The 24,309-nt window shown below is 41.7% G+C and carries 19 protein-coding genes; 11 read left to right on the top strand and 8 right to left on the bottom strand.

The annotated features are described in order from the left end of the window. Position 1: 1 nt before the first annotated feature. On the bottom strand, positions 2 to 2,083 hold the full coding sequence (locus tag CCS02_RS05165) for a sensor histidine kinase (protein ID WP_100185730.1): 2,082 nt from the start codon (positions 2,081 to 2,083) through the stop codon (positions 2 to 4). Positions 2,084 to 2,141: 58 nt separating this feature from the next. Further along, on the bottom strand, positions 2,142 to 3,002 hold the full coding sequence (locus CCS02_RS05170; RefSeq protein ID WP_332835592.1) for an AEC family transporter: 861 nt from the start codon (positions 3,000 to 3,002) through the stop codon (positions 2,142 to 2,144). On the opposite strand from CCS02_RS05170, the gene CCS02_RS22335 reads away from it, so the two are divergent. Further along, positions 2,923 to 3,105, top strand: coding sequence for a hypothetical protein (locus tag CCS02_RS22335; RefSeq protein ID WP_232617035.1), 183 nt, complete (start codon positions 2,923 to 2,925; stop codon positions 3,103 to 3,105). The two genes, CCS02_RS05170 and CCS02_RS22335, sit on opposite strands and share 80 nt — an antisense overlap. A 9-nt stretch (positions 3,106 to 3,114) precedes the next feature. Here CCS02_RS22335 and CCS02_RS05175 read toward each other — a convergent pair whose 3' ends face one another. Beyond that, positions 3,115 to 3,795, bottom strand: coding sequence for a response regulator (locus tag CCS02_RS05175; protein ID WP_012070560.1), 681 nt, complete (start codon positions 3,793 to 3,795; stop codon positions 3,115 to 3,117). 31 nt (positions 3,796 to 3,826) lie between these two features. Continuing rightward, a complete protein-coding gene (locus tag CCS02_RS05180; RefSeq protein ID WP_100185728.1) occupies positions 3,827 to 5,233 on the bottom strand; it encodes an ATP-binding protein in 1,407 nt (468 codons plus the stop codon). Positions 5,234 to 5,475: 242 nt separating this feature from the next. On the opposite strand from CCS02_RS05180, the gene CCS02_RS05185 reads away from it, so the two are divergent. The 4 genes from CCS02_RS05185 (at position 5,476) to CCS02_RS05200 (ending at position 8,810) form a co-directional block, all read left to right on the top strand. After that, positions 5,476 to 6,381 carry an acyltransferase gene (locus CCS02_RS05185; RefSeq protein ID WP_100636018.1) on the top strand — a complete coding sequence of 302 codons (906 nt, stop codon included), beginning with the start codon at positions 5,476 to 5,478 and terminating at the stop codon, positions 6,379 to 6,381. A gap of 110 nt (positions 6,382 to 6,491) precedes the next feature. Further along, a complete protein-coding gene (locus tag CCS02_RS05190) occupies positions 6,492 to 7,658 on the top strand; it encodes an aminotransferase-like domain-containing protein (protein WP_100185726.1) in 1,167 nt (388 codons plus the stop codon). Positions 7,659 to 7,837: 179 nt separating this feature from the next. Then, complete coding sequence (locus CCS02_RS05195) at positions 7,838 to 8,554, top strand: YebC/PmpR family DNA-binding transcriptional regulator (RefSeq protein ID WP_072839916.1); 717 nt, start codon at positions 7,838 to 7,840, stop codon at positions 8,552 to 8,554. A 61-nt stretch (positions 8,555 to 8,615) separates the two neighbouring features. Continuing rightward, positions 8,616 to 8,810 carry a DUF1289 domain-containing protein gene (locus tag CCS02_RS05200; RefSeq protein ID WP_012070555.1) on the top strand — a complete coding sequence of 65 codons (195 nt, stop codon included), beginning with the start codon at positions 8,616 to 8,618 and terminating at the stop codon, positions 8,808 to 8,810. A gap of 15 nt (positions 8,811 to 8,825) precedes the next feature. Here CCS02_RS05200 and CCS02_RS05205 read toward each other — a convergent pair whose 3' ends face one another. After that, positions 8,826 to 10,058 carry a glycosyltransferase gene (locus CCS02_RS05205; protein WP_100636019.1) on the bottom strand — a complete coding sequence of 411 codons (1,233 nt, stop codon included), beginning with the start codon at positions 10,056 to 10,058 and terminating at the stop codon, positions 8,826 to 8,828. A 163-nt stretch (positions 10,059 to 10,221) separates the two neighbouring features. Between CCS02_RS05205 and fabV the strand changes: the two genes are divergently transcribed. Next, the gene (gene fabV / locus CCS02_RS05210) at positions 10,222 to 11,424 is read left to right on the top strand and encodes an enoyl-ACP reductase FabV (RefSeq protein ID WP_072839919.1); all 1,203 of its coding nucleotides are present in this window, start codon (positions 10,222 to 10,224) and stop codon (positions 11,422 to 11,424) included. Between the two features lie 103 nt (positions 11,425 to 11,527). Next, positions 11,528 to 12,067 (top strand): hypothetical protein, encoded by a 540-nt coding sequence (locus tag CCS02_RS05215; RefSeq protein ID WP_100185723.1) that lies wholly within the window; start codon positions 11,528 to 11,530, stop codon positions 12,065 to 12,067. A gap of 30 nt (positions 12,068 to 12,097) precedes the next feature. On the opposite strand, the gene CCS02_RS05220 is transcribed toward CCS02_RS05215, so the two are convergent. From CCS02_RS05220 to ubiG, 3 genes are all read right to left on the bottom strand, one after another. Beyond that, complete coding sequence (locus tag CCS02_RS05220) at positions 12,098 to 15,115, bottom strand: insulinase family protein (protein WP_232728826.1); 3,018 nt, start codon at positions 15,113 to 15,115, stop codon at positions 12,098 to 12,100. A 77-nt stretch (positions 15,116 to 15,192) separates the two neighbouring features. Then, positions 15,193 to 15,936 (bottom strand): YciK family oxidoreductase, encoded by a 744-nt coding sequence (locus CCS02_RS05225; RefSeq protein ID WP_072839921.1) that lies wholly within the window; start codon positions 15,934 to 15,936, stop codon positions 15,193 to 15,195. A gap of 20 nt (positions 15,937 to 15,956) precedes the next feature. Beyond that, positions 15,957 to 16,679 carry a bifunctional 2-polyprenyl-6-hydroxyphenol methylase/3-demethylubiquinol 3-O-methyltransferase UbiG gene (gene ubiG / locus CCS02_RS05230; protein ID WP_072839922.1) on the bottom strand — a complete coding sequence of 241 codons (723 nt, stop codon included), beginning with the start codon at positions 16,677 to 16,679 and terminating at the stop codon, positions 15,957 to 15,959. 336 nt (positions 16,680 to 17,015) lie between these two features. Between ubiG and gyrA the strand changes: the two genes are divergently transcribed. The 4 genes from gyrA to CCS02_RS05250 all read left to right on the top strand — a co-directional run bounded on the left by gyrA (position 17,016) and on the right by CCS02_RS05250 (position 24,293). Next, positions 17,016 to 19,706, top strand: coding sequence for a DNA gyrase subunit A (gyrA, locus tag CCS02_RS05235; RefSeq protein ID WP_072839923.1), 2,691 nt, complete (start codon positions 17,016 to 17,018; stop codon positions 19,704 to 19,706). Between the two features lie 75 nt (positions 19,707 to 19,781). Beyond that, positions 19,782 to 20,861: a 3-phosphoserine/phosphohydroxythreonine transaminase gene (gene serC / locus CCS02_RS05240; RefSeq protein WP_100636020.1), complete on the top strand. Its 1,080-nt coding sequence runs from the start codon at positions 19,782 to 19,784 to the stop codon at positions 20,859 to 20,861. Between the two features lie 40 nt (positions 20,862 to 20,901). Further along, positions 20,902 to 22,023: a prephenate dehydratase gene (pheA, locus tag CCS02_RS05245; protein WP_100185721.1), complete on the top strand. Its 1,122-nt coding sequence runs from the start codon at positions 20,902 to 20,904 to the stop codon at positions 22,021 to 22,023. Positions 22,024 to 22,082: 59 nt separating this feature from the next. Next, positions 22,083 to 24,293, top strand: coding sequence for a bifunctional prephenate dehydrogenase/3-phosphoshikimate 1-carboxyvinyltransferase (locus CCS02_RS05250; RefSeq protein WP_232728827.1), 2,211 nt, complete (start codon positions 22,083 to 22,085; stop codon positions 24,291 to 24,293). Positions 24,294 to 24,309 lie beyond the last annotated feature (16 nt).

Consider the following 24,309-nt stretch of genomic DNA (forward strand, 5'->3'; position numbering starts at 1 on the left):
ATTAGGCCTTTAACAGTGTTAAGCTGAATACAAGTTTCGAGTCATTGTCATGGCTTGCTTTTAGTAAGCCATTCATGTCTTTTGCTAGGTTTGCACTAATGGCCAGCCCTAATCCTAAGCCTTTACCGATCGGCTTTGTCGTAAAAAAAGGCTCGAAAATATGCGTAAGTTGAGATGATTCTATACCTGGACCATTGTCTTGGTAGTTTATGGTTATCTGCTCATCGTGTGTTTCTAGGGATATTTTAATACTTGGTGTGATTTTTTGTTCGGAGCAGGCTTGAATTGAGTTGCTAATTAAATTAGAAAATATTCTTTCTAGTCGAGTAGGTTCTGCGATAACAGCATCTAAGTCGTTGAATGCAATTTCCCACTGAACACTGTTTACGTCATCACCAAGGCTTTCAATAGCTCGTTCTACAGAGCTTTTTATAGAGGTTGATGCAAGCTGTTCTGGTCTTCTATAAGCAAGTACTTTTAGTTCGCTGGTTAGTTTTTGCATTCTAACAACAAGCGATTCTAGGTCTATGAGCGTTTTTAAAGCTTGTTCTGAATCTTGGCGTTTAAGTAGCAGTTCTGCGGTATAGGCTAATGTTCTTATGCCTGTGAGCGGTTGATTTAGCTCATGAGCGATGGCTGTAGACATTTGCCCTATGGCAGCGAGTTTTTCTGTTCTTAATAGCTCTTTTTGTGCGGCTTCTAATGCCTTCGTTCGTTCTAATACCCGCTCTTCAAGGCGAGTGTTTGCGTCGAGCAAGTTTAATTCTGCTCTTTTGCGCTTGCTGATGTCGAGTAGGGTTACTAAGTATCCTTGTGAGTCACTCCATTCTAAAGAAGAGACAGAGAGTAACGCTGGAAAAATTTGACCGTTTTCTTTTTGCAGGACTACTTCTTGTTCTAGCAAGTTTGCCGCGAATGCATTTCCAGCGACCTCTTGTGTTTGCAGGGATCTGATAAAAGCTAATGCGATTTGGTTCTCGGGGCAATCTGGTAGGAATTCATATAAATAATGGCTGTTAAGCTCAGCTCTTTGCCCGAAATAACGCAACCCCATCGGGTTTACAAAAGATATTTCACCGCGTTTTGTTAGCTGCAAAAGTCCGACATGAGTGTTTTCGATCAGGACTCTTTGGCGCAGAGCACTATTGGCAATGAGTATTTCGTTCTCTAATTTTGACGCGATTTTTAAAGAGCGCTCACGCCGATAAAGCCAAAAAAGAAATATCAGAGCAAAAATACCTAGGCTGATAAAAGCGATATTTTGTGCTTTTTTCTGAATGCCTTTTAAATTTGATAAATAATGGATTTGCCATTTTAAGTCATCTAAGGTGACGTTCTGTAAAAGGTAGTTTTCATCGTTTAGATGGTAAATTTTAGAGCGAGTATTATTCAAAAACTGAACATCTGTAGGGTTATCTAGCCAATTACTAACTAAAAGCCGATTCAATTTACTGGCTAAGAAAATGAGGCTGTTTTGATCTGTCATCACAACGAGATCATCGAAAAGATTCCATCGCTCAATCAAATCACTGACGTTAATTCTTACTGCGACAGCGCCTGCTAATCCTGCCTTTGTATAAACAGGAGCCAATACTAGATGTGCTGATTGATACTGCTGGGGGTTGTAACCAGAGACGAGGATGTATTCTCCTTGCTGCTCTCTTAGTACATCGCTTAGATCTTGTTTACTGAAGTAGTCGTCTAAATTGAAGTGCGGGGATTGTTCACTGGATACTAAAAGATCACCCTGGGCAGATAAAATAAACCAATCTTGTGTTTTAGATACATGTGTCAGGTCTTCCAGTTGTCGCTGCAGTCGCTGTGTTAACACTTGGTCTTTAGGGTTATTCATAAAGGCTAGTAGAGTAGGGTTATCAGCAAGAGCATAGGGAAGAATATGGTAGTTTTTTAATTCGTTGCGTAACTCAATAACGTAATCGAGTAGTTTATCTTGGCCTTCTGAATGCTTGTCTATAATGAGTGCTTGATAGGCAATGGTGTTTACACCAAAGAATAGTAGGGTTAGTAGAGTGCAACCGAAGGTGAGAAAGAAAAGACGATGTTTACGGAATTGTGAAATCAAAGAGAGTCTCGCTAGCCTTTAATGTGTTTAGCCAGTTTTAAATGTTTAATTAATCGGATTAGATTAGATTAAAGCTGCGTAACAAAGTAACGCCAATACTGGTACTAATCAAGGATGCGATGGTTGTTATAACGATGATGTTTGCCGCAAGCGTAGAGTTTCCATTCATGGCGCGTACCATGATATAGCTCGCGGACGCTGTTGGGGCGGATGACATGAGAAATAGTACGCCGAGCTCCATGCCGCGATAGCCTAGTAAATATCCACCAAAAGTCAGTATGAAAGGGATAAAAATAAGCTTACCTACAGATGCCAATATAGCGCCTAGCATCCCGCTTTTTAAAGACTTAAAGTTGAGTGATGCTCCAGCGCACAAGAGAGCTAAAGGTAGCGTCATTTGTGCAAAATAATCGCCTGCTTTATAAAGCGTTGAAGGAAGTGATAAACCTGTTAGTGAAGTAATAAAGGCTGCCAAAATGGCGATGATTAATGGGTTTTTCGCTATGCCTTTTAGAATGCCTATCAAACTGGCATTTTTTCCTAGGGCTCGGCTTAGGCCAATGACGGATAGTATATTAAATAATATAGTAACTCCGCCTAGATAGACTGACGCCACTGAAAAAACATTATTACCGTAGGCATTAACGCAATAGGCTAATCCAATAATGCCCATATTTGATCGAAAAGCACCTTGAACTAAAACCGCTCTTTCTGCTTTATCTGGCTCCCAAATAGACAAGAGTAGTTCTAATGCAATATAGGTAACAGTTACCGCTATCATTGCATATATCACCAATGATAAGTCAGTGTTTGAAGATATGTCACTCTTGGAAATACTAATGAAAAGTAACGCAGGGAGTGTAACGTTAAACACCAGTTTAGATGCGACATCAATGAAGTTGTCATTGATGATTCGCATTCGGTATAAGATAACTCCCAATGCCAATATCATGAATATTGGCATTGTTATAGAGAAAGAAAATACCAGTACATCTAAAAAGTTGTTCAACGCCATTCCTTAGAGAAGGGTTTTACTGATCGTTGTTTTCGAAGCGGTAGCCTGCACCGTAAACAGAATGAATAACATTTAATTCAGGTGCCACAGCAGAAATTTTCTTACGAAGCTTTTTGATATGGCTATCAATAGTGCGATCACTCACTACGCGGCTGTCGGCATAAATGCTTTTCATTATAAGATCACGGCCGAAAACGCGACCAGGTTCTTTGATTAGCAATTGAAGTAATTGAAATTCAACTGTTGTTAAGTCGATTAAATCACCTTTATACGTTGCACGAAGACGATCTACATCTAAATCGAAGCCATCAGTTCTTGGTGATTCTGCTTGGTCTAATTCTACGCGACGTAAGTTTGCTTTTACACGAGCGACAATTTCACGTGGGCTAAATGGTTTACATACGTAGTCATCTGCACCCATTTCTAACCCGATTAGACGATCGATTTCTTCTGCTTTCGCTGTCACCATGATAATAGGCACGCCACTGAATTGACGAACTTGTTTACAGATTTCAACACCATCTAAGCCTGGTAGCATTAGATCTAGTAGAACAATATCAACTTGGTTGTTTTTGATGTAATTAACAGCGATGTCACCGCGGTCAAGGTGATGATGCTCATAACCCGCCTGCTCTAAATAAGCTGACATTAGTTCTGCTAGTTTTGGTTCGTCTTCAATAATCAGTACTTTGCTCATAATATTATTCGTTCCTATTCGTTTAACGAAACTAGTTTAAAGGGAATTCTACTTTTATTCCTAAGCCACCATCAGGGGAATGATAAGCACTGATTGTGCCTTGATGTCCATCTACAATACTTGCGCAAATAGCGAGACCTAAGCCTCTTCCGCCAGTTGCTCGGTTTCTTGAATTTTCAACACGGAAAAACTGTTCAAAAATTCTGTTTTTATCTTCGTCGCTAACACCTGGTGCAGTATCCTCAAAAAGAACAATGGCTTTCTTGTTCTTTTTTAAAAGTTTTACTGTTAGCTTTCCAGGTGCATTTGTGTATTTTAATGAATTATTCATTAGATTCGAAAAGAGCTGATGTAATCGATCAGAGTCACCATTCATAACAATAGGGTTTTTTTGAGAATATTCAAACCCTAATTCTAATCCAGCTTCATTAAATGGAAGAGTCATGGATTGAACGGTTTGTTCAATAATGTCATTTATCGTAATATCTTCCATTTCATAGCTTAAGTTACCCATATCATGCATTGATAATTGGTTTAAGTCATCAATTAGGCGTGCAATATGCAGCGTCTCTTGATGTAACGAAGAGAGGCTTTCAGGAGAAACTTTAATAATCCCATCCTGCATTGCTTCAATTTCTCCTCTAAGAATTGCCACAGGAGTTCTTAGCTCGTGAGCGGTGTCAGCAACCCAGCGTTTACGTGCCTCCCTCGTGTGTTCTAAGGTGCAAGCTAAGTTATTAAAATCACAACTAAGACTGGCTAACTCATCTGCGCCTTTTACTGATATGCGAGTATCAAACTTTCCAGCTGCCAGTTTTTTTGTGGCTTTCTGCATCGAAATGATAGGGCGACTTAACCACTGAGCCAAAGGCCAGGTTAAAAGCGCTGCGATCGCGAGCATGAAGGCAGAGATAAGTAGGAACGCTTCACCTTGCTGGCGAACAAAGCGTAATGTTTGATCCTGAACAAGCTCTCTGATTGAACGAAGGCCAACATACCCTACTATTTTTTTATTCACGCTAACCGCATGGGTTTCTGCATCGGCAAAGCGAGTTTTGCCGATGATCGGTTTTTGTTGACTATCAAATAATAGAAAGCGTTGGCGATAATACTGGGAAGGATAGATCAAATCTAAGTTAGGTGTGCTAGGAGGCGGAACCAAATCTCGTAAGTTTTCTAGTTTTGCTTTATGCCATTCGCTTTCCATTCGGCTTTCTTGGACCAAGAAATACCAATCGTCGTAATAAATGTACAGGTTGGCTGTTCTGTTTGCCATTTGTTCTAAAAAGTCGCGATCACGTTCCGTTGCGTAGGATACAAATCCTCTGTCAAAACTCCATTGAAATACTTGCCACATAGAAACAATGAGTAAAATATTACTTAAAACAAAAACTGCAAAAAGTTTATGTCGAATTTTTAACCCTTTGGTCATTGCCATAGTGGAGTTTGAGGTCCTATTGTGTCCTGTTTATGTGTTATTTACAGGGGGGTTGATAATCATCGATACGTTATCACAATGTCTTCGGTATCGAGCTGGTTCTCTAGTCATTCTAATCGTCTGTTTACTATACAGTTTTATGTGGAAAGCTGGCTACTTGGTTGGAGTGTAAATAATGAGGATTTCCAATCAAGGGTTTCCTTTAGTATTATGCGTCAATTTTTGTATTTTTAGGTTGGCTTATGCCTGTTTTGTTTGTGCTAAAAGGTCTGGTTTCATTTTTTTTGATCATAATGAATACCTTGATTTGTTTCGTTCCCGTCATGGTTTTGGCTTTGTTTAAGTGTATTTTACCCTTTGCGTCGATACGGGCGGTTTTAAATGTTGTATTGGATAACATAGCAACGTTCTGGATCGTGATAAATAATATCAATCAGCGCTACTTAGGTCGTTCTGTTATTGATGTATCGGGTGCGCGTGATTTTGAGTTGAATGACTGGTATATGATAACGGCTAATCATCAATCTTGGGTGGATATACTTATTCTGCAGCGCCTGTTTAATAGGCGTATTCCATTCATTAAGTTCTTTTTAAAACGTGAGCTTATTTGGGTGCCTTTTATCGGTCTTGCTTGGTGGGCATTAGAGTTTCCTTTCATGAAACGTTACAGTTCTGCTCTGCTCAAAAAGAAACCAGAACTTAAAGGAAAAGACATTGAGGTGACGAAAAAAGCTTGTGATAAATTTCAGTATTTCCCTGTGTCGATTATGAACTTCCTAGAAGGAACTCGTTTCACAACTGAAAAACATGATCAACAATCTAGTCAGTATAAGCACCTTCTTATGCCAAAAGCGGGTGGCTTGTCTTTTGCTTTAAATGCCATGGACGGAAAGTTACATCAATTAATTGACGTAACCATTGTTTATCCTGAAGGTATTCCGAGCTTTTTTGATTATCTTTCTGGAGAAGTGTCCAATATTAAAGTGCATATTAGATTAATGCCTATTGATGATTCTTTACTTGGGAATTATCAAGATGATGCAGAATATAGAGCGTATTTTCAGCAGTGGGTGAATGATCTTTGGCTAGAAAAAGATCAGCAGTTCGAATGCTTACTGCACGTTGAGACAAAAAATATTGAGCAATAAATAACACATTCTCTTTCTGTATCCTTCAATAAATCGAGAATTGTATCTTTTCTATTTTTTAAAAATGTCTGACTCTGTTTCTCTACTCTTAATATATCGAGGCGTTTGGTATGGATATTTCTCATTTATTGACTTCACACTCACGAAACATGGAAGCATCTTTGGTTCGTGAACTGCTGCATTATAGTCAACAGCCAGACATTCTATCTTTAGCCGGTGGTTTGCCAGATGAAAACCTGATGCCAGCATACCCAGAATTGAAGCAACTAACCGACAGTCGGCAATATGGCCCAAGTGAAGGTGAGAAAGACCTGCGAGAATGTATTGTGTCGATTGTGGCTGAGCGAGGTATTCAGACATCTAATGATAATGTGCTGGTAACCAATGGCTCGCAACAGGGCTTGGACATTGTCAGTCGTTTAATTTTAGACGAAAGTTCGACTATTTTAACCGAGCAGCCGACCTATCTCGCTGCTTGTCAGGTATTTAAATTGCAAGGTGCAAAGGTTCAAGATGTCATATCAGATGCTGAGGGTATGTCTGTTTCAGCTTTACGAGATGCTATTGAAAAACATCATCCAAAAGCGGTTTATTTGATTCCTAATTTTCAGAATCCAGCAGGGCATTGTTATAGTTTGCAGCGTCGACACGAGATTGCTGCTCTGCTTGATGAGAAAAATATATTGCTCATTGAAGACGATCCGTATCGCGATCTTTGTTATGACAATGTCGACCTTACGCCAATTTCAACTTTGATAAAACAAGCGCCTTGGCTGTACATGGGGAGTTTCTCTAAGGTTTTGTGGCCAGGTTTGCGTACTGGCTATATCGTTTCCTGTGATGTTTTTTCTCCGTACTTGGTTAAAGTAAAACAAGCTGTTGATCTTCATACCAATCGTCTTGGTCAGAGTATGATTACTCAATTCTTTAAGTCTGGACAATATCCGGATCACGTTATTAAGCTTCAAAAAGCCTATAAGGAAAAGCGAGATGTGATGGCTGAGGCTTTAAATGCAGAGCTTGGCGATCTCATTGAATTTTCGTTTCCAGCTGGTGGTATGTTCTTTTGGGTGAAGTTGCCCGCAGGCGTTTCATCACAATTAGTACTGACTGAAGCGTTGAAGGATAAGGTGTTGGTTCTTCCCGGAACGCCATTTTTCCCCTGTAAGAGTTCACTTGATGATTCGTTTCTAAGGTTGAGTTTTGCGCGTGTTTCACCGGCGCAAATCCATCAAGCAATCACGGTGCTTGCGAAAGTCATTCGACAGCTTGCTTAGTTATTTGTCACTTGGGTGCTACTGGTTGTATGTCTATATTGGCTAAGTTTCTTGTTTCAAAACCTTTTTGTTGTGGTAAGGCTGGCTTTTTATTGTATTTATGCTCGGCTAGCAGTTCCTTCTTTTTAGGCGACACGTTAGAATCTTATTTTTAAGACTGTATAGAATAGGAATATGTAATGGGCAGAGCCTTTCAAAACCGCAAAGAGTCCATGGCAAAAACGTCTGACCAAAAAGCCAAGGTTTACAGTAAATACGGCCGTGAGATTTATGTTTGCGCAAAATCCGGTGGTATTGACCCTAATGGTAATTTGTCGCTACGTTCTCTGATCGACCGAGCTAAAAAAGATCAGGTGCCAACTCACGTTATCGACAAAGCGATTGATAAGGCGAAAGGTGGCGGTGGAGAAGACTTTGATACTGCTCGCTACGAAGGTTTTGGTCCTGGCAATACTATGGTTATCGTGGATTGTTTGTCTGATAACCCAAACCGTACTTTTGGTGACGTGCGTACTTGCTTCAACAAAGTAAAATGTAAAATCGGTAGCCAAGGTAGCGTGAGTCATATGTTTGACCACAGTGCTATTTTTGTTTTTGCTGGTACTGACGAAGAAGCTGTATTGGAAGCCTTGATGATGGCTGATGTTGATGTAACAGATATTGAGCTAGAGGACGGTAAAGTAACTGTTTTTGCGCCTCATACCGATTACAGTAAGGCTAAAACTGCACTAACAGATGCATTTGGAGAGATTGAATTTGAGGTTGATGAAATTCAATTCGTTGCTCAAAACACGACAGAAATTCAAGGCGAAGAGGTGGATCAGTTTGATCGTTTCTTAGATCTATTGAATGACTTGGATGATGTTCAGCGCGTTTATCATAACGCTGAATATTAGAATTTGAGGCCTTGGTGAAGTTCTTTGCTAAGGCCTTTTATTTTAGGTGTACTGATTAAAAATGACTAAGCCAAAACCTCAGTTGAAATCTCCATGCGTCAATGTCTGTCTTTTGAATGACGAAGATGTTTGTGTAGGCTGTTATCGTACCGGTAAGGAAATTAGCCTGTGGGGCAGTATGAATAAAGCCTCTCAGCAGGCGGTGATGAAAAAGGTTCGCGAGCGAGAGGCTAAAAGTAATTTTGTTTCTAGCTAGTGCTTTTTATTAATGTTACTTATCTTCGTTTTTGTTTTTAAGTTCTATCCATTGCGACATGTATTGCGTGCTCTTAAGGCTGTGGTGTCGCAGCATCAATCCCAAGAAATGTTTCTTTCTCAAGCTTTCCCTTAGCTGTATTTGCAGTTTAAGTCGATTGATTAATTTCGGTTCCCATTCTTCTGCTTGATATCGAGCCTGTAGGATTCTATTGCCATTTTGTTGCATTAGTAGCCAGCTTTCTTTGTCTTCATAGAGAGAAACTGCTGCATCAACAAAGGTTTCATTGTCGTCTTTGATGATGCCATTCCATGGAAGCTCTCCATACATGGATTCTGCGCCAATCGTTGTGGTTATGCTCGGCGTTCCCATTTGCATGGCTTCCACCAATTTGCCTTTAATACCTGCACCAAAACGTAATGGTGCTAAGCAAAGTCGAGCTTGCTGCATGACTTCTTGAGCATCTTCGGCCCAGCCTTTTATTAAAAAACCTTCTTTTGCGTTGTGTAATTGCGTGGCTTTTGGTGGTGGGTAAGCGCCATAAATATGCATTTCTGCTTTTGGTAGGCGTTTGCGTATCTTTGGCCATATTTCTGTTTTTAATTGCAGGACGGCATCCCAATTTGGCGCGTGACGAAAATTGCCGATGCTAATGAAGTGTTGGCGCTCTTCAAAGCTGGTTAGAGCATCAGTGTCTTTAGGTTTGGGCAGCATAAATGGAAGGTGAAATAAATGGGTTTCAGGTACGTGAAATTCATCAATTAACAGTTTGGTTTCTACTTCAGAAATCATCAAGGTTAAGTCACAGCGATGAATTGCGGCGATTTCACGAATGCCCAGATCGCTATAAAGGTCTTCAATCACAAAGGTTCTATTTTGTTTAAGAGCATTGTGTCTGGCTTGTCTTAATGAGTGAAGGTCTTCTGTGTTGAGAACGCGTAATGAGTCTGGGCTGAATTTTTCAACGCGCCAACCAAATTGTTCTTCCATCATAAAGCGATCAAATATCACAATGTCCGGTTTTTTGTCTGCGATATAGGTATCGAAAGATGCATCGTTAAGTTCGATGTGTTCAGCCTGTATGCCTAGTTGGGATAGATCCGTCATATGCTCAGTTTGTTGAGCTGGACTGGCAAAGGATAGTTGCCATTGTTGTTTATAAAAACAATTAAGTAATTGCATCATTCGGCTGCCAGCGGCAGATGAGTTGGGTTCTGGCCAGACGTAGCCGATGACAAGTAGGTGCACGGTGTTCTCTCAATGTTTCAATGTTTTTTGGTTCTGAATTTTTAGCAGAATCAGGACATATTCGTCTGGCTATTGTATCATGGCAAACAGATTTGTCTTGCCTGCCTCATTTGAAGGGATTGTCTGGCAAGATGTAAGCAAAACATGACGTTGAGAAGATATTATGATCATAAAACCAAAGATTCGCGGATTTATTTGTACAACAACACACCCAGTAGGTTGTGAGCAAAATGTAAGAGAGCAAATTGCTTTTACTAAAAGCAAAGGGGCTATCGAAAATGGTCCTAAAAAAGTACTTGTAATCGGTGCGTCAAGTGGTTATGGCTTGTCTTCTCGTATTGCTGCAGCGTTCGGTTCTGGCGCAGCAACAATAGGTGTTTTCTTTGAAAAGCCAGGTACAGATAAGAAAACTGGTACAGCGGGTTGGTACAACTCTGCGGCATTCGATAAAGTTGCCAAAGAAGAAGGTTTATATGCTAAAAGCATTAATGGTGATGCCTTCTCAAATGAAGCGCGTGCAACCGTTATTGATTTGATTAAGCAAGACCTTGGTCAAGTTGACATGGTGGTTTACTCGCTGGCTTCCCCAGTTCGTAAAATGCCAGAAACAGGCGAAGTCATTCGCTCTGTTCTTAAGCCTATTGGTAAGCCATACCGTTCTACTGCGATTGATACGAATAAAGATGTGATTATCGAAGCGGAAATCGAGCCAGCAACAGAAGAAGAAATTGCGGCAACGACAACAGTAATGGGTGGTCAAGATTGGGAGCTTTGGATGTCTGCTTTGCAAGAAGCAGGTGTTTTGGCTGAGGGTGTTCGCACAGTGGCTTACTCTTATATTGGTTCTGACATTACTTGGCCAATTTATTGGCATGGTGCATTAGGCAGGGCTAAAGAGGATTTGGATCGTGCCTCTTCAGCAATTGATGCTCAGTTGGCTAAGCTCGGTGGCGGTGCTAATGTTGCAGTATTGAAGTCGGTTGTGACTCAAGCCTCTTCAGCAATCCCAGTTATGCCTTTGTACTTGGCAATGGTCTTCAAGGTTATGCGTGAAAAAGGCCTTCATGAAGGTTGTATGGATCAGATTTATCGTATGTTCTCTGAGCGTTTGTATAATAATCATAACCCAGCAGAATTGACGGATGATAAAAATCGTCTTCGTTTGGATGATTGGGAATTGCGTGAAGATGTTCAGCAAGCTTGTCGTGAACTTTGGCCGCAAGTGAATGATGCTAATTTGTTTGCCCAGACTGATTACCAGCTTTATAAAGACGAGTTTTTGAAGTTATTTGGTTTTGGAGTGGAAGGTGTTGATTACGATGCTGAAGCTGATCCGGAAGCAGACTTTGAAGTAATTACACTTTAGTCTTTACTTAAAGAGACAAAAAAGGAGTTCAAGTATCGCTTGGGCTCCTTTTTTTATGCCTTTTTATCTCTTATAGTGAATGAGTTCTAACTTTGGGGTGATTATGAAATATTCATTGGGGTTGCTTTGTGTTGTGTCATGGTTTGTTGATGCCCAGACCATTGAGCGTCAGCCAGTCGATATTATTTACGGCAATCAGGTGATTCATACGCAGCATCAAATTGTTGTGAGCTCTCGAGAAGAGGTGGCAATTATTCCTGCAGAAAAGTCGAAAACGACTTTGGGGCCAAATATTGTGATAACGGCTGATGGTAAAGGTATGTCGTATTTGGAAGAAAATGCCATTGCCGAGCGGGAACAAGCAATTTACGATGAGGTTAATAAGCGAACTGAGGATGCGCCATTTACTGTTCTGTTTACTGGAAATATACCTGAGGATATTCAGGCTAAGCGCCTTCGGATGATGCCGGAGATTGGTATCTTTGGTGACCAAGCAAAAACAGATGATGCGTCAGTTGATAAGGTGCAGCCAGATGTGGGTGATTTTTCACCAATTGGCAAAGGGGTTGCTCCTGCAGCGAGCGGGGCTAAGGGTGCACCTGCAACTGACCAAGAAAAATTAGAGAAGCTGATCGGTGGTTGAGGCTTTTTGGGTTCTCTAGGTGGCTTTATTTTAAAGATTGGGGGAGTTTGGTGATGTTTCTCTCCAGTCTTGTTGCTCGATGAGTTCTTGTGGGAATGCTTTGTTGTGAATGATTATTTTTGTCGTATCTGTTGATTGCAGTTTGCTATTTATAAAAGCAATAAAGTCCTCTCGCTGAATTTTTTCTACGTTGTTTATCCATTCTTCTCTGGTTAGAAAATCTGGGTCTGGTTTGGCAATTTGGTGCCATTCATTTAGTGCATTGTCACTTAGGTTTTTTGCGGTCATTTTCAGTTCGCTTAGTAGTGCGTTCTTAGCTTGTAAAAAATCTTTTTCCGATATATTGGGTAATCTATTGCTCTGTTCCTTTAGGAAGTCTTCTATAGAATGAACGATCGTTAGGCTGTCGTTATTGGGGGATTGTACTAATAACCCTAGTATTGGTGTGTTCCTAATACTGAGGTCTTGTGCTCCAACAATATAGCCAAGCTGTTGATTGGTTCTTAGTTCCTGATAAAAAGGGCTGCTGATTAGTTTTCTTAATATTGAAAAATAAGCTTTTTCTGTAATGGCTTTTTTTGTTGCCTGTGTGCTGGTGTCTATTAGTGCATATAAAATCACCTTGTCGTCGCTTGTTGATTCGAACTGGTAGTGGTATTTCTTTTGAGTGGTGAGATTTTTGGTTTCAATTTCTAGTGGCTCTCTAGGGGTTAGTCGATCACTAAAGCGTTGATAAATCGAGTCTGCAAGCTTTTCTGCCTGTTCTTTAGTTAAGTTGCCTGTGCTGTAGCCAACTATATCAAAATGTTCGCGTGCTTTTTTTGTGTATTCCCGAAGGTCTTCTAAAGTGAGCTGTGCCAGCGCATCTTCTAGTTGTTTTGTAGTAAAACTATTTTTAGTAATCAATATGCTTAGTGCGCTACTAGCGTTGCTGTAAGCTTGTCGGCTTTTTTGGTTGCTTAAGTCTTTTTCTAGTTGTGTTTTAGCTTGTTCGAATCGCTCTGGTGTTGGGCGAAATAAGAAAAGTTGATCTACTAGCCAAGTGATATAGGTGTTTTGTTTATCTGAATAGCCGCTGGTTCGTAAGGTTACGCCGTTGGCATGAGGGTAAAATGCATAACCCAGCCCTGCAACATACGGTGCATAGGTTGATTCGCTCACACTATCATTAAAAAGACGACTCCATAGTCTGTTGAGTAGGGTGTGTTCTGGTGTATCTGCAGCATCGGCAAAACGTATTGCTAGAAAGTTCATTGCGGTGGGTTTGCCAAAACTTGAGTCGGATTTATTCCAGTAGGTGAAGCCCTCTTTTTGGAAAATGATTGAGGGGGTTGTGTCTTTTTTATCAATTAAATCTAAAGATTCAGGGATGAAGGTGTTCTTTTCGGGCAAGCTAACTTGCGTGCTTTTTACTGATAAATTGATGATGTCTAAAAATAGTTGGCTGAAATTGTTGTTGCTGTATTTGCTCTGGTACCAGGGTTCTGTTTGCCATGTTGGCTTTTTTTCGGTCCAGCTTTCTGGGAATTCGTGATTTGATGTAATTTGTACTAAAAGGTTTTCTTGAGAGAGCTGTTTTAGGAGGTTGCGAACTTGCTTTTTGTCTGCAGCTGATTCTAGGCGATAGCAGCTCAAAATATCTTCAGGTGGTGTTTTTAGTATTCTTGTTGATAAGGATTTAGCTAAGCTTTGAGGGTCTACATAGCCTTGATTGTTAAACATGAGCTGACTAAGTTTTAGTCCCTCTTGTAGGTACATTGAGTTGATAGGGGAGGATTTTAAGGTGCTAACGGTGGCAAAAAAATGTTTGGCTACTGTGTCTATTTTTCTTATTCCCTCATCGGTCAGGGCGATTCTGACAGTGAATAAGGCGTTGTCACCATAATCTGCGCTAGTGCTTGCGGATATGCCGTTTATTAACCCTTCAGATTTAAGGGATGAATATAGTGATCCTTTGTTTTCATTGCCTAAAATATAAGATAAATAGCGTGTTGGTTGGGTCTTGTAGTTTTTATTTTGGGCGTCTATTTGGTAGTAAAAACTTAATGTGCTGTTGTCGATTAGTGAGCGCACAAACTGTAATTGTGGTTTGTCTTTTTGGATGAGTGCTGGGTAGTGTTTTTCTGCCTCAGGCTTTTTACTCGGAATGTTCGAAAAGTACTGGCGGGCAAGTGTGGCCATTTGGTTATAGGGGAGGTTGGCTACCATAACTAGCGCCATATTCTCACTAAAATAATTTTCTTCATAAAGTTTGAGCAATTGCTTTCTTAGTGGATTGTTTGGCCTGTCTTTGAGTGTATCTAAGCTACCAACTGTGAAGTGACTGTATGGGTGTTTAGGGTTGAGTAATGTTTTTAATGCCTGATTGTTTCGTCTGCTTTCATCTTTTAGTTTGGCTTTGTATTCAGAATCGACTGCGTTTTTTTCTCTTTGTGTGAGGGATTCGCTGAATAGTGGTGCGGTAAAAAATTGCGAGAATCTGTCTAGTGCACCTTCGTATGCGGTGGGTTTGATGTCGAAGTAAAAGTTTGTCGTGTCGGTGCTTGTGTAAGCGTTGTGGGAGCCGCCATGAGTATTTATATAGGATTGGTAGTTGCCCGCCTCTGGGTATTTTTTAGTACCAAGAAAAAGCATGTGCTCTAAAAAATGCGCCAATCCTTGTTGGTTGTCTGGGTCTTGAAAATTACCGACATTGACTGATAGTGATGCGGCAAAGCGTTCGGCTTGCGGGTCGCTTACTAATAATACTTTTAGGTTGTTAGTTAGAGTTATGAGGTGGTAGTCATTTTTGTCGGTGAGGCTTTTGTTAGGTATGTTAATAATTTGATCATTTGTCACTTCTACTACGCTACTGTTGGTTTGTTGTGGGCTGGCTTGATTGCTTTCTTGTGCTGCTTTAAATGACGTATTGTCTTGGTTCATGTGATTGCTTATTTCGGGTGTTGTGTTGTTTTCGATAAGGTACGAGGTGTCTGCTTGTATCGAAAAAGATGCAAGTGCAGCAAGTGGCAAGTAATAGGTGGCGACTTTTTTTCTGATATTAATCATGGCTTCAGATTAACCGAAGCATGCGGTGGGATGCAATGGGCGTGCACTATGCCCATTGCTTATAAAGTTAGGTCGTTCTATTGGGCATCCAATGATTTGCCGTTTACTGTTAGGCTGTCTTTACCCATTAGATAAAGATAAATCGGCATAATGTCTTCTGCTGTAGGTAGTGTTTTTGGATCTTCGTCTGGGTAAGCGTTTGCTCGCATGCTGGTTCTTGTTGCGCCAGGGTTTATGGCGTTACATCGAACGTTAGGTGATAGGCTTTCTAGTTCGCTGGATAGTAGTTGCATCATAGCTTCAGTAGCAAACTTTGATACCGCATAGGCTCCCCAGTTGGCTTTGGCTTTTCTTCCAACGCCTGAAGAGGTAAATATTATGGAGGCGTGCTCTGCTTTTTGCATAAGAGGCAGCAGGGCTTGATTTAGCATTAGTTGGCTGGTGACGTTGACACGCATAACCTGTTCAAACAGCGTTGGGTCGTAGGTTGCTAGGGTTGTTCGCTCGCCTAGTAGGCTGGCATTGTGAAGAATGCCATCAAGATGGCCGAATTCGCTTTCTATGGTGTTAGCAAGTTCGATATAGTCGTGTTCGGCAGCACCATCAAGATTTAATGGCACAATGGCTGCTTGTGGATATTGTTGTTTTTCGATGTAATCGTAAACCGCTTCGAGTTTTTTAGTTGTGCGGCCCAAAAGTATGACGGTTGCGCCATGTTTTGCGTAGGTGATGGCAGCTTCTTTGCCTATACCATCACCGGCTCCAGTAACAAGGATTACCTTGTCTTTAAGTAATTGGCTTGGGGCTTGATAATCAAACATATCTCCTCCTTGTGCCTTGGTTAGGCTTCTATTTTTTGGGTGTGCATCATGTAATTGACAGACACGTCTTTGTCATTCAGCTTGTACACTTTGGTGAGAGGGTTGTATGTCATTCCTGTCATGTGAGTGACTTCTAATCCGGCTTTTCTTGCGTAATTATTGAGTTCGGCTGGCTGAATGAACTTTGCGTAATCGTGCGTTCCTTTTGGCAGCATCTTTAAAATGTATTCCGCGCCAACGATGGCAAAAAGATACGCTTTGGGGTTTCTGTTGATAGTAGAAAAGAATACGTGACCACCTGGTTTCACTAGCGTCATGCAGGCTTTAATTACAGACGATGGGTCTGGCACGTGTTCTAACATTTCAAGGCAAGTAACAACGTCGTACTGGCCTGCTTCTCGTTGTGCTATTTCTTCAGCAGTGATTTTCTCATAATCAATGTCGAGTTTAGATTCTTCTTTGTGTAGTTTTGCTACGGCAAGAGGCGCTTCGCCCATATCAATGCCTTTCACATCTGCGCCTAGTTTTGCCATCGCTTCTGACAGAATGCCGCCGCCGCAACCGATGTCGATGACTTTCTTTCCTTGTAACCCGTTGGCGCGATCGCTGATGTAGTTGGTACGTAGTGGGTTGATATCATGTAATGGTTTGAATTCGTTTTCTGTGTCCCACCAACGGCTCGCAAGCGCTTCAAACTTCGCAACTTCATTTAGGTCTACGTTATTCTGTTGTGTGTTTGTCATGTTTTGTTTTCCATTTTTCAATGTCGCTAAGAGTGATAAAGCTATGTTCGTTGTACTGAACCGATCGCCTGTGTTCTGAAATGCTTCTTTAGGTAATAGAGGCGAAGCTTATTTTTATTACGTCATCTTAGTATAGCGCCAACCTCAGAGGTGACCAATAGCAAACTTGCTTTGTTAAAGAGAGTGTTCCGTAGGTGGTTTCTATAAATACAATATAGAGCAACAAAACATGCTCCTTGAAGGGGTGTTATTTATTTCCTTATGTTACAATGCGGCGCTTATAAAAAGATATTAGGGAGTCTTTTTGACTCCGAGGCATAAGGATCGATTGTATCTATGGGTGAATTAGCCAAAGAAATTATTCCCGTCAGTATCGAAAATGAACTTAAGGGATCTTACCTAGATTACGCAATGAGTGTAATTGTAGGTCGAGCATTACCTGATGTGCGAGACGGGTTAAAGCCTGTTCACCGTCGCGTTCTATTTGCGATGAATGAACTTAAAAATGATTGGAATAAACCGTACAAAAAATCGGCGCGTATCGTTGGTGATGTAATCGGTAAATATCACCCACATGGTGATTCTGCTGTATACGATACGATTGTTCGTATGGCGCAACCTTTCTCAATGCGTTACACCTTGGTTGATGGTCAGGGTAACTTCGGTTCTGTCGATGGTGACAGTGCTGCGGCAATGCGTTATACCGAAATCCGTATGGCGAAAATTTCTCATCATCTTTTGATGGATTTAGAGAAAGAAACCGTCGACTTCGTGCCTAACTACGATGGCACGGAATTTATGCCGGAAGTATTGCCTGCGCGTGTACCTGGACTGTTAGTAAACGGTTCTGCGGGTATTGCGGTAGGCATGGCGACTAATATCCCACCTCATAATCTTGGTGAGATTATCGATGGTTGTTTAGCTGTTATTGATAACGCAGACATTACTATTGATGAGCTTATCGATCATATACCAGGGCCTGACTTCCCAACTGGGGCGTTTATTAATGGTCGCGCTGGTATTATTGAAGCTTACAAAACCGGTCGCGGTCGTATTTACATGCGTGCCCGTCATCATTTTGAAGACATGGAAAAAGGTAACCGCCAATCCATCGTTTTCACTGAGATCCCTTATCAGTTAAATAAAGCGAAAGTGATTGAAAAAATCGCTGAGCTAGTTAAAGAGAAAAAACTGGAAGGTATCAGTGAGCTTCGTGATGAATCTGACAAAGACGGTATGCGTATCGTTATAGAGTTGCGTCGCGGTGAAAATCCTGATGTTGTTGTGAATAACATCTTCACGCAAACTCAATTGCAGTCAGTGTTTGGTATTAACATGGTGGCCTTGGTTGATGGTCGTCCTCAGTTACTTAATATCAAACAAATTCTTGAATGCTTCGTTAAACACCGTCGAGAAGTAGTTACACGTCGTACTATTTACGAACTTCGTAAAGCGCGCGAGCGTGGTCACATTCTTGAGGGTTTGGCTGTTTCTCTAGCGAACATTGATCGCGTAATTGAGTTAATCCGTACATCGCCAACGTCTGCAGAAGCAAAAGAGAAAATTGTTAGCGAGTCTTGGGAGCCGGGTAATGTGGTTGCCATGCTTGAGCGTGCTGGTGCTGACGCTTGTCGTCCTGATGATCTTGAGGCTGGCTACGGTTTTGTTGATGGTGCATATCATTTGTCACCAGATCAAGCTCAAGCGATTTTGGACTTGCGTCTACATCGTTTGACAGGTTTGGAACACGATAAGTTACTGGGCGAATATAAGTCTCTGATTGAGCTTATTGGTGAATTGCTAAATATTCTATCTAACCCAGATCGTTTGATGGAAGTTATTCGTGAAGAGCTAGAAGAGGTTCGAGATACTTTCGGCGACGCTCGTCGTACTGAAATCTTAACTTCTCGTCAAGATTTGACCATTGCGGATTTGATTGATGAAGCGCCAATGGTAGTGACGATTTCGAATACAGGTTATGCGAAATCTCAGCCATTAGTTGAGTATCAAGCTCAGCGTCGTGGTGGTCGCGGTAAATCTTCTGCGAGCATGAAAGACGAGGATCACATCGAGCATCTGTTGGTTACTAGTAGTCATGACACCATAATGCTGTTTAGTAATTTTGGTAAAGTTTACTGGTTGCGTGTGTTTGAGATTCCGGTAGCTAGTCGTAGTGCGAAAGGTCGTCCTATTGTTAACTTGTTGCCGTTAAGAGAAGGCGAGTCTATCTCTGCTTTATTGCCTTTGCCGGTTGTTGAAGCAGTTGAGGCAGACTCGGAAGCGGATGACGAAGTTGCAGATGACGCAATTGTTGAAGCTAGTAGCTATATCTTTATGGCGACAGCAAACGGAACAGTTAAGAAGACAGCGATGCAGCATTTTGCTCGCCCTCGCTCGACTGGTTTGATTGCGCTTAGCTTAGATGAGACTGATGAGCTGGTTGGTGTATCTGTTACCAATGGTGAAAATGATATTATGTTGGTTTCATCTTCAGGCAAAACAATCCGCTTTAAAGAGTCTGATGTTCGTGCAATGGGTCGTACTGCAGCAGGTGTTCGTGGTATTCGTTTAGGCGAAGATGCTAAGGTTGTTTCGCTTATCGTTCCTCAGGATGGTTCTGCTGTATTGATGGCTTGTGAAAATGGTTATGGCAAGCGTACTTTGGTAGAAGATTTCCCAGTGTATGGTCGTGGCGGTCAAGGTGTTATCGGTATTCAGGTTTCTGAGCGTAACGGCCCTGTTGTTGGTGCTGCTCAGGTTGATGAAACAGATGAGATTATTTTGATTACCGATCAAGGTACTTTGGTTCGTACTCGGGTGACAGAAGTGTCATGTCAAGGCCGAAACACTCAAGGTGTTACTTTGATTCGTTTGACCAATGATGAGCATTTGGTTGGCATTGAACGTGTTGTTGAACATGATGAAGAAGATGTTGAGATCGATGAAGCAGGTGATGCTGTTGTCGTTGATCAGGCGCCAAGTGATGGTGACGAATCTCCTGATATCCTTGATAGCGATATGGAATAGAAAATAAAGCGGCGCACCTAGGTGCGTCGCTTTTGTTGTAGATAGGTCCTGAAAATACTAGAGGTAATACGCAGGATGAGCCGAGTATATAATTTTTGTTCTGGTCCAGCAGCGCTTCCAGAAGCGGTTTTAAAAAAAGCACAGGCTGAAATGCTAGATTGGCATGGTGCTGGTGTTTCTGTTATGGAAATGAGCCACCGTAGTTCTGAGTTTATGTCCATTCTCGCATCTGCTAAAGCGCGTTTGTCGCGCTTGATGAATATTAGCGATGAATATGAAATTCTGTTTGTTCAAGGTGGCGCCTCTACCTTGTTTGCTCAAATTCCTGCGAACTTAGTGAATGGCTTTGATTCTGCCTGCTTTTTGGATACTGGTGCTTGGTCTTCAAAGGCAATTAAAGAGGCAGAAAGATACACTAAAGTAAACGTAGTGGGATCTTCAAAAGAGCAGAACTATAGTACGGTTCCTGACTTTTCTACTCTAGAGTTGGATGAAAATGCTGCATATTTGCATCTTTGTCCAAACGAAACTATCGGCGGTCTAGAGTTTTCCGACCTGCCTGAAACGAATTTGCCTATCGTTGCAGATTTGTCTTCAACGATTTTGTCTCGCAAAATTGATGTGAGCAAATATGGCTTGATTTACGCTGGCGCACAAAAAAATGTCGGTCCTGCTGGTGTGGTTATATGTATTATTCGTAAAGATTTGCTGGTGCGTAGTAGTGATGAGTTGCCATCAATTTGGAATTTTGCGAATTTAGCGGCAAATGACTCTATGATTAATACGCCGCCAACGTTTGCAATTTACTTAGCTGATTTAGTGTTCGAGTGGTTGGAAGAGCAAGGTGGTGTTGAAGCGATCGAAGCGATCAATATTCGTAAGGCGCAGGCTTTATACGACTTCATTGATGCTAGCAAATTTTATTCAAACCCTGTTGATCCTGCTTATAGATCTCGCATGAATGTGCCGTTTATTTTGGCTGATGAGTCTCTTGAATCTCTTTTCTTGCAAGAATCTGAAGCGGCTGGCCTACGTACTTTAGCTGGACATCGTTCTGTTGGTGGTATGCGAGCAAGTATATATAACGCAATGCCTATGGAAGGTATTGAAGCTTTGATTGATTTTATGCGTGGCTTCGAAAAGCGTCACGGATAATACTTTTTAGAGACAATAACCTCTATGGATAATAAATAGCATGTCAAATTCTAAACAAGCAGTACCAGATACTCTGCCTTTATTGCGCGATCGTATTGATTCCATTGATTCGCAAATACAAATACTGATTAATGAGCGTGCATCTTGCGCTCAAAAAGTGGCTGAAGTTAAGTTGGCTGAGCAGGGTGGTGAGTCTGTTGTCTTTTATCGCCCGGAGCGCGAGGCTCAAGTTTTGCGTAGAGTTATGGAGCGTAACGAAGGACCTTTGGGGAATGAAGAGATGGCGAAGATCTTTCGTCAGGTGATGTCTTCATGTCTAGCGCTTGAAAAACCAATGCGTATCGCGTTCTTAGGACCAGAAGGCACCTTCACGCAGCAAGCGGCATTAAAGCACTTTGGAAAATCTATTGTTAGTGCGCCGATGGCGGCTATTGATGAGGTGTTCCGTGAAGTGGAATCTGGTGCTGCTAATTATGGTGTCGTGCCAGTTGAGAATTCGACAGAAGGTGTTGTTAACCATACGTTAGATAGTTTTCGTGACTCGCGTTTAAAAATATGTGGCGAAGTGGAAGAGCGTATTCACCATCATTTGTTGGTGAGTCCGAATATTAACTCCGAAGACGTCACTCATATTTATTCACACCAACAGTCTTTGGCGCAATGCCGTGCTTGGTTGGATCGTTATTGGCCGCATGCTGAGCGTATTGCTGTAAGTTCCAACGCAGAGGCGGCTCGTCTTGCGGCTGAAGCGGGTCGCAGTGGTCGGGCTATTGCTGCCATTGCGGGTGAAGTTGCTTGTGAGTTATACGGCTTATTAAAAGTTTCTTCTAATATTGAAGATCGTCCAGATAATACCACGCGCTTTTTGATCGTTGGTAATCAGGATGTTCCACCAAGCGGTAAAGATAAAACATCACTGCTAATTAGTGCGAAAAATGAGCCAGGTGCTTTATATCGATTGCTTGAGGCTTTCGAGCGTCATGGGGTTGATATGACGCGTTTGGAAACTCGTCCTTCTTTAATGAGTCGTTGGGGTTATATATTTTATATTGATTTCGTCGGTCATTATTTAGATGAAGATTGCCGTGCTGTAATCGATGAGTTACGTGAGCGTGCATCGGAAGTGAAGGTGTTGGGTTCCTATCCTGTGGCTGTGCTTTAGCAATTTTATAAGAGTGTTGTGCTTTGACTGGTGAAAGTGATTTTCAGGCGTCTGTTAATATGACGTCTCAAGAAAAAAAGAAATTTGGCAATGTAATGATCATTGGTCTTGGCATGATAGGTGGCTCATTTGCGAAAGCGTTAAAAGAGCGCGGCTTGGCAACCTTGTATGCTGTTGATCGTCGGGAGGGGGAGTTAGCGCTAGGGGTTTCAACGGGAGTTATTGATTACCCTGCTGAAATTTCAGCTGAATTTGTCTCTAAGATGGATGTTATTGTTCTTGCTACTCCAGTAAGGGCGATGGAATCTGTTTTGACTGATCTTAAGCCTTTCATATCTGAGCGTACCCTAGTTACTGATGTGGGGTCGACAAAGGGGAGTGTGATTGAGGCGGTTCGTCGTGTCTTTGGGCATGTGCCGGCTAATTTTATCCCTGGTCATCCTATTGCTGGAGCAGAAAAAAGTGGTGTATTGGCATCTAATCCTCTTCTTTTTGAAAAGCACATGGCGATAGTGACGCCGTTGGCAGACAGTAATCCTGTTTTGTTGGATCGTCTTCACCGTCTTTGGCGTGCTGTTGGCGCTGATGTTGTGAGTATGGATGTTGATCATCATGATCACGTGTTGGCCTCTTCAAGTCATTTGCCGCACCTGCTTGCTTATACTTTGGTTGATGCGCTGGCCAATGGTGAGCGTAGTCAGGATATATTTAAATTTGCTGCTGGTGGCTTTCGTGACTTTACTCGGATTGCGTCAAGTGACCCTGTGATGTGGCGAGATGTCTTTATGGCCAATAAAGAAGCTACTTTGGCTACGTTAGATCATTTTACTGATCGTCTTGCTGATATGCGCGCTGCGATAGAGCAAGGTGATGGCGCAAGCATGTTTGGTGTTTTTACTCGCGCTAAGTCTGCGCGAGATCATTTTCTTCGATTGTTAGAGCAGCGTACAATTGGTTCTACGAAAGAGGTTCGTCCAGTTTCTGTTTCTGTTTTGCCTGCATCTGCAATTAAAGGTGATATTTCTTTATTGGGTGACAAATCTCTGTCACATAAAGCGATTACTATAGCGGCGCTTTCTGAAGGTGTAAGTGAAATAAAGAACGTCGATTTGACTGGTGATGTGCGCATTACTATGCAAGCTTTTCGGGATATGGGGGTTGTGATAGAGGAGGCATCCGCTGATCACTTACGCGTTCATGGGGTTGGTCTTCGTGGCTTAAAAGCACCAATTGCGCCAATCAATGTGCACCAATCTAGGGAAAGTTTGTATTTGTTGCTGCCTGTTTTAGCTGGTCAATCATTTTCTGTGTCTGTCGTTGCAGAAGAAAAATTACTTAATCAATCGATGGGTGATTTGTTTTCTTTGGTACGCAAAATGGGTGGCGGTGTCGTGTCTGAAATGACTGATTGTCTGCCAGTTGATCTTTTGCCTGGTGAACCTTCGAATGTATCTGTTGATTTGAAAATTGGGTCTGAACGCTTGCGTATGTCGGCGTTTTTGGCAGCACTATATTCGCCCGTTGAAGGTTCTGTTATGACTCTGTCGACGGGGTTATCTCATTGTGAGGTGTTGTTGCGTCATTTTGGTGTGACAATATTGGGTCATGCTGACGGCTTTAGTGTTGTTCCTGCGCCTTTGGTTGGTACGGATATTGTTTTATCTGGTGATGAATATGAGGCGGCTTGGTTGGTGTTATTGGCGAGCTTGTTGCCAGGTTCTGAATTGCTAATCGAGAATGCGGGTTTGGATTCTGTATCTTTTGCATTTCTATCGTTTCTAAAATCGATCGGTGCGGATATATCTATACCTGAGCAGGGTGAGTTTGGCTTGTACGAAGGTAGACTTCAGGCAGGTTTTGCTGAGTTGAATTCGTTCAGTTTGTTGCCAGAGCAGAGTTACCAATTTAGAAATGAGTTGCCTTTGTTGTGTGTCGCTGCGGCTTACGCGAAGGGTGAAAGTTGTATTCAAGGTGTTGGCTCTCTACCTTATTATTGTGAAGATAGGGTCCTGGCTTTAGTGGATGCACTTGAGCATATGAAGATTGTTTGTGCATACGAAAATGGGGATTTGCTTATTAAAGGTGGTCTTCCATTGGGTGGTGAGTTGGATTGTGCTGGTGATGATAAATTAGCACTTGCCATGTTGGCACTAGGGGCGCGAAGCCAATTGCTAACAAAAGTGAATGATTGCCAAAAATTATTAGAAGAATTTAACGAGTTGGAGAGTGTCACTATGCAGTTAGGTTTTCACTGTTCGGTGGCGCAATAGTTTTTTAAGAGGAATA

Source organism: Marinomonas sp. ef1 (assembly GCF_002806845.1).
GTDB classification, from domain to species: Bacteria; Pseudomonadota; Gammaproteobacteria; order Pseudomonadales; family Marinomonadaceae; genus Marinomonas; species Marinomonas polaris.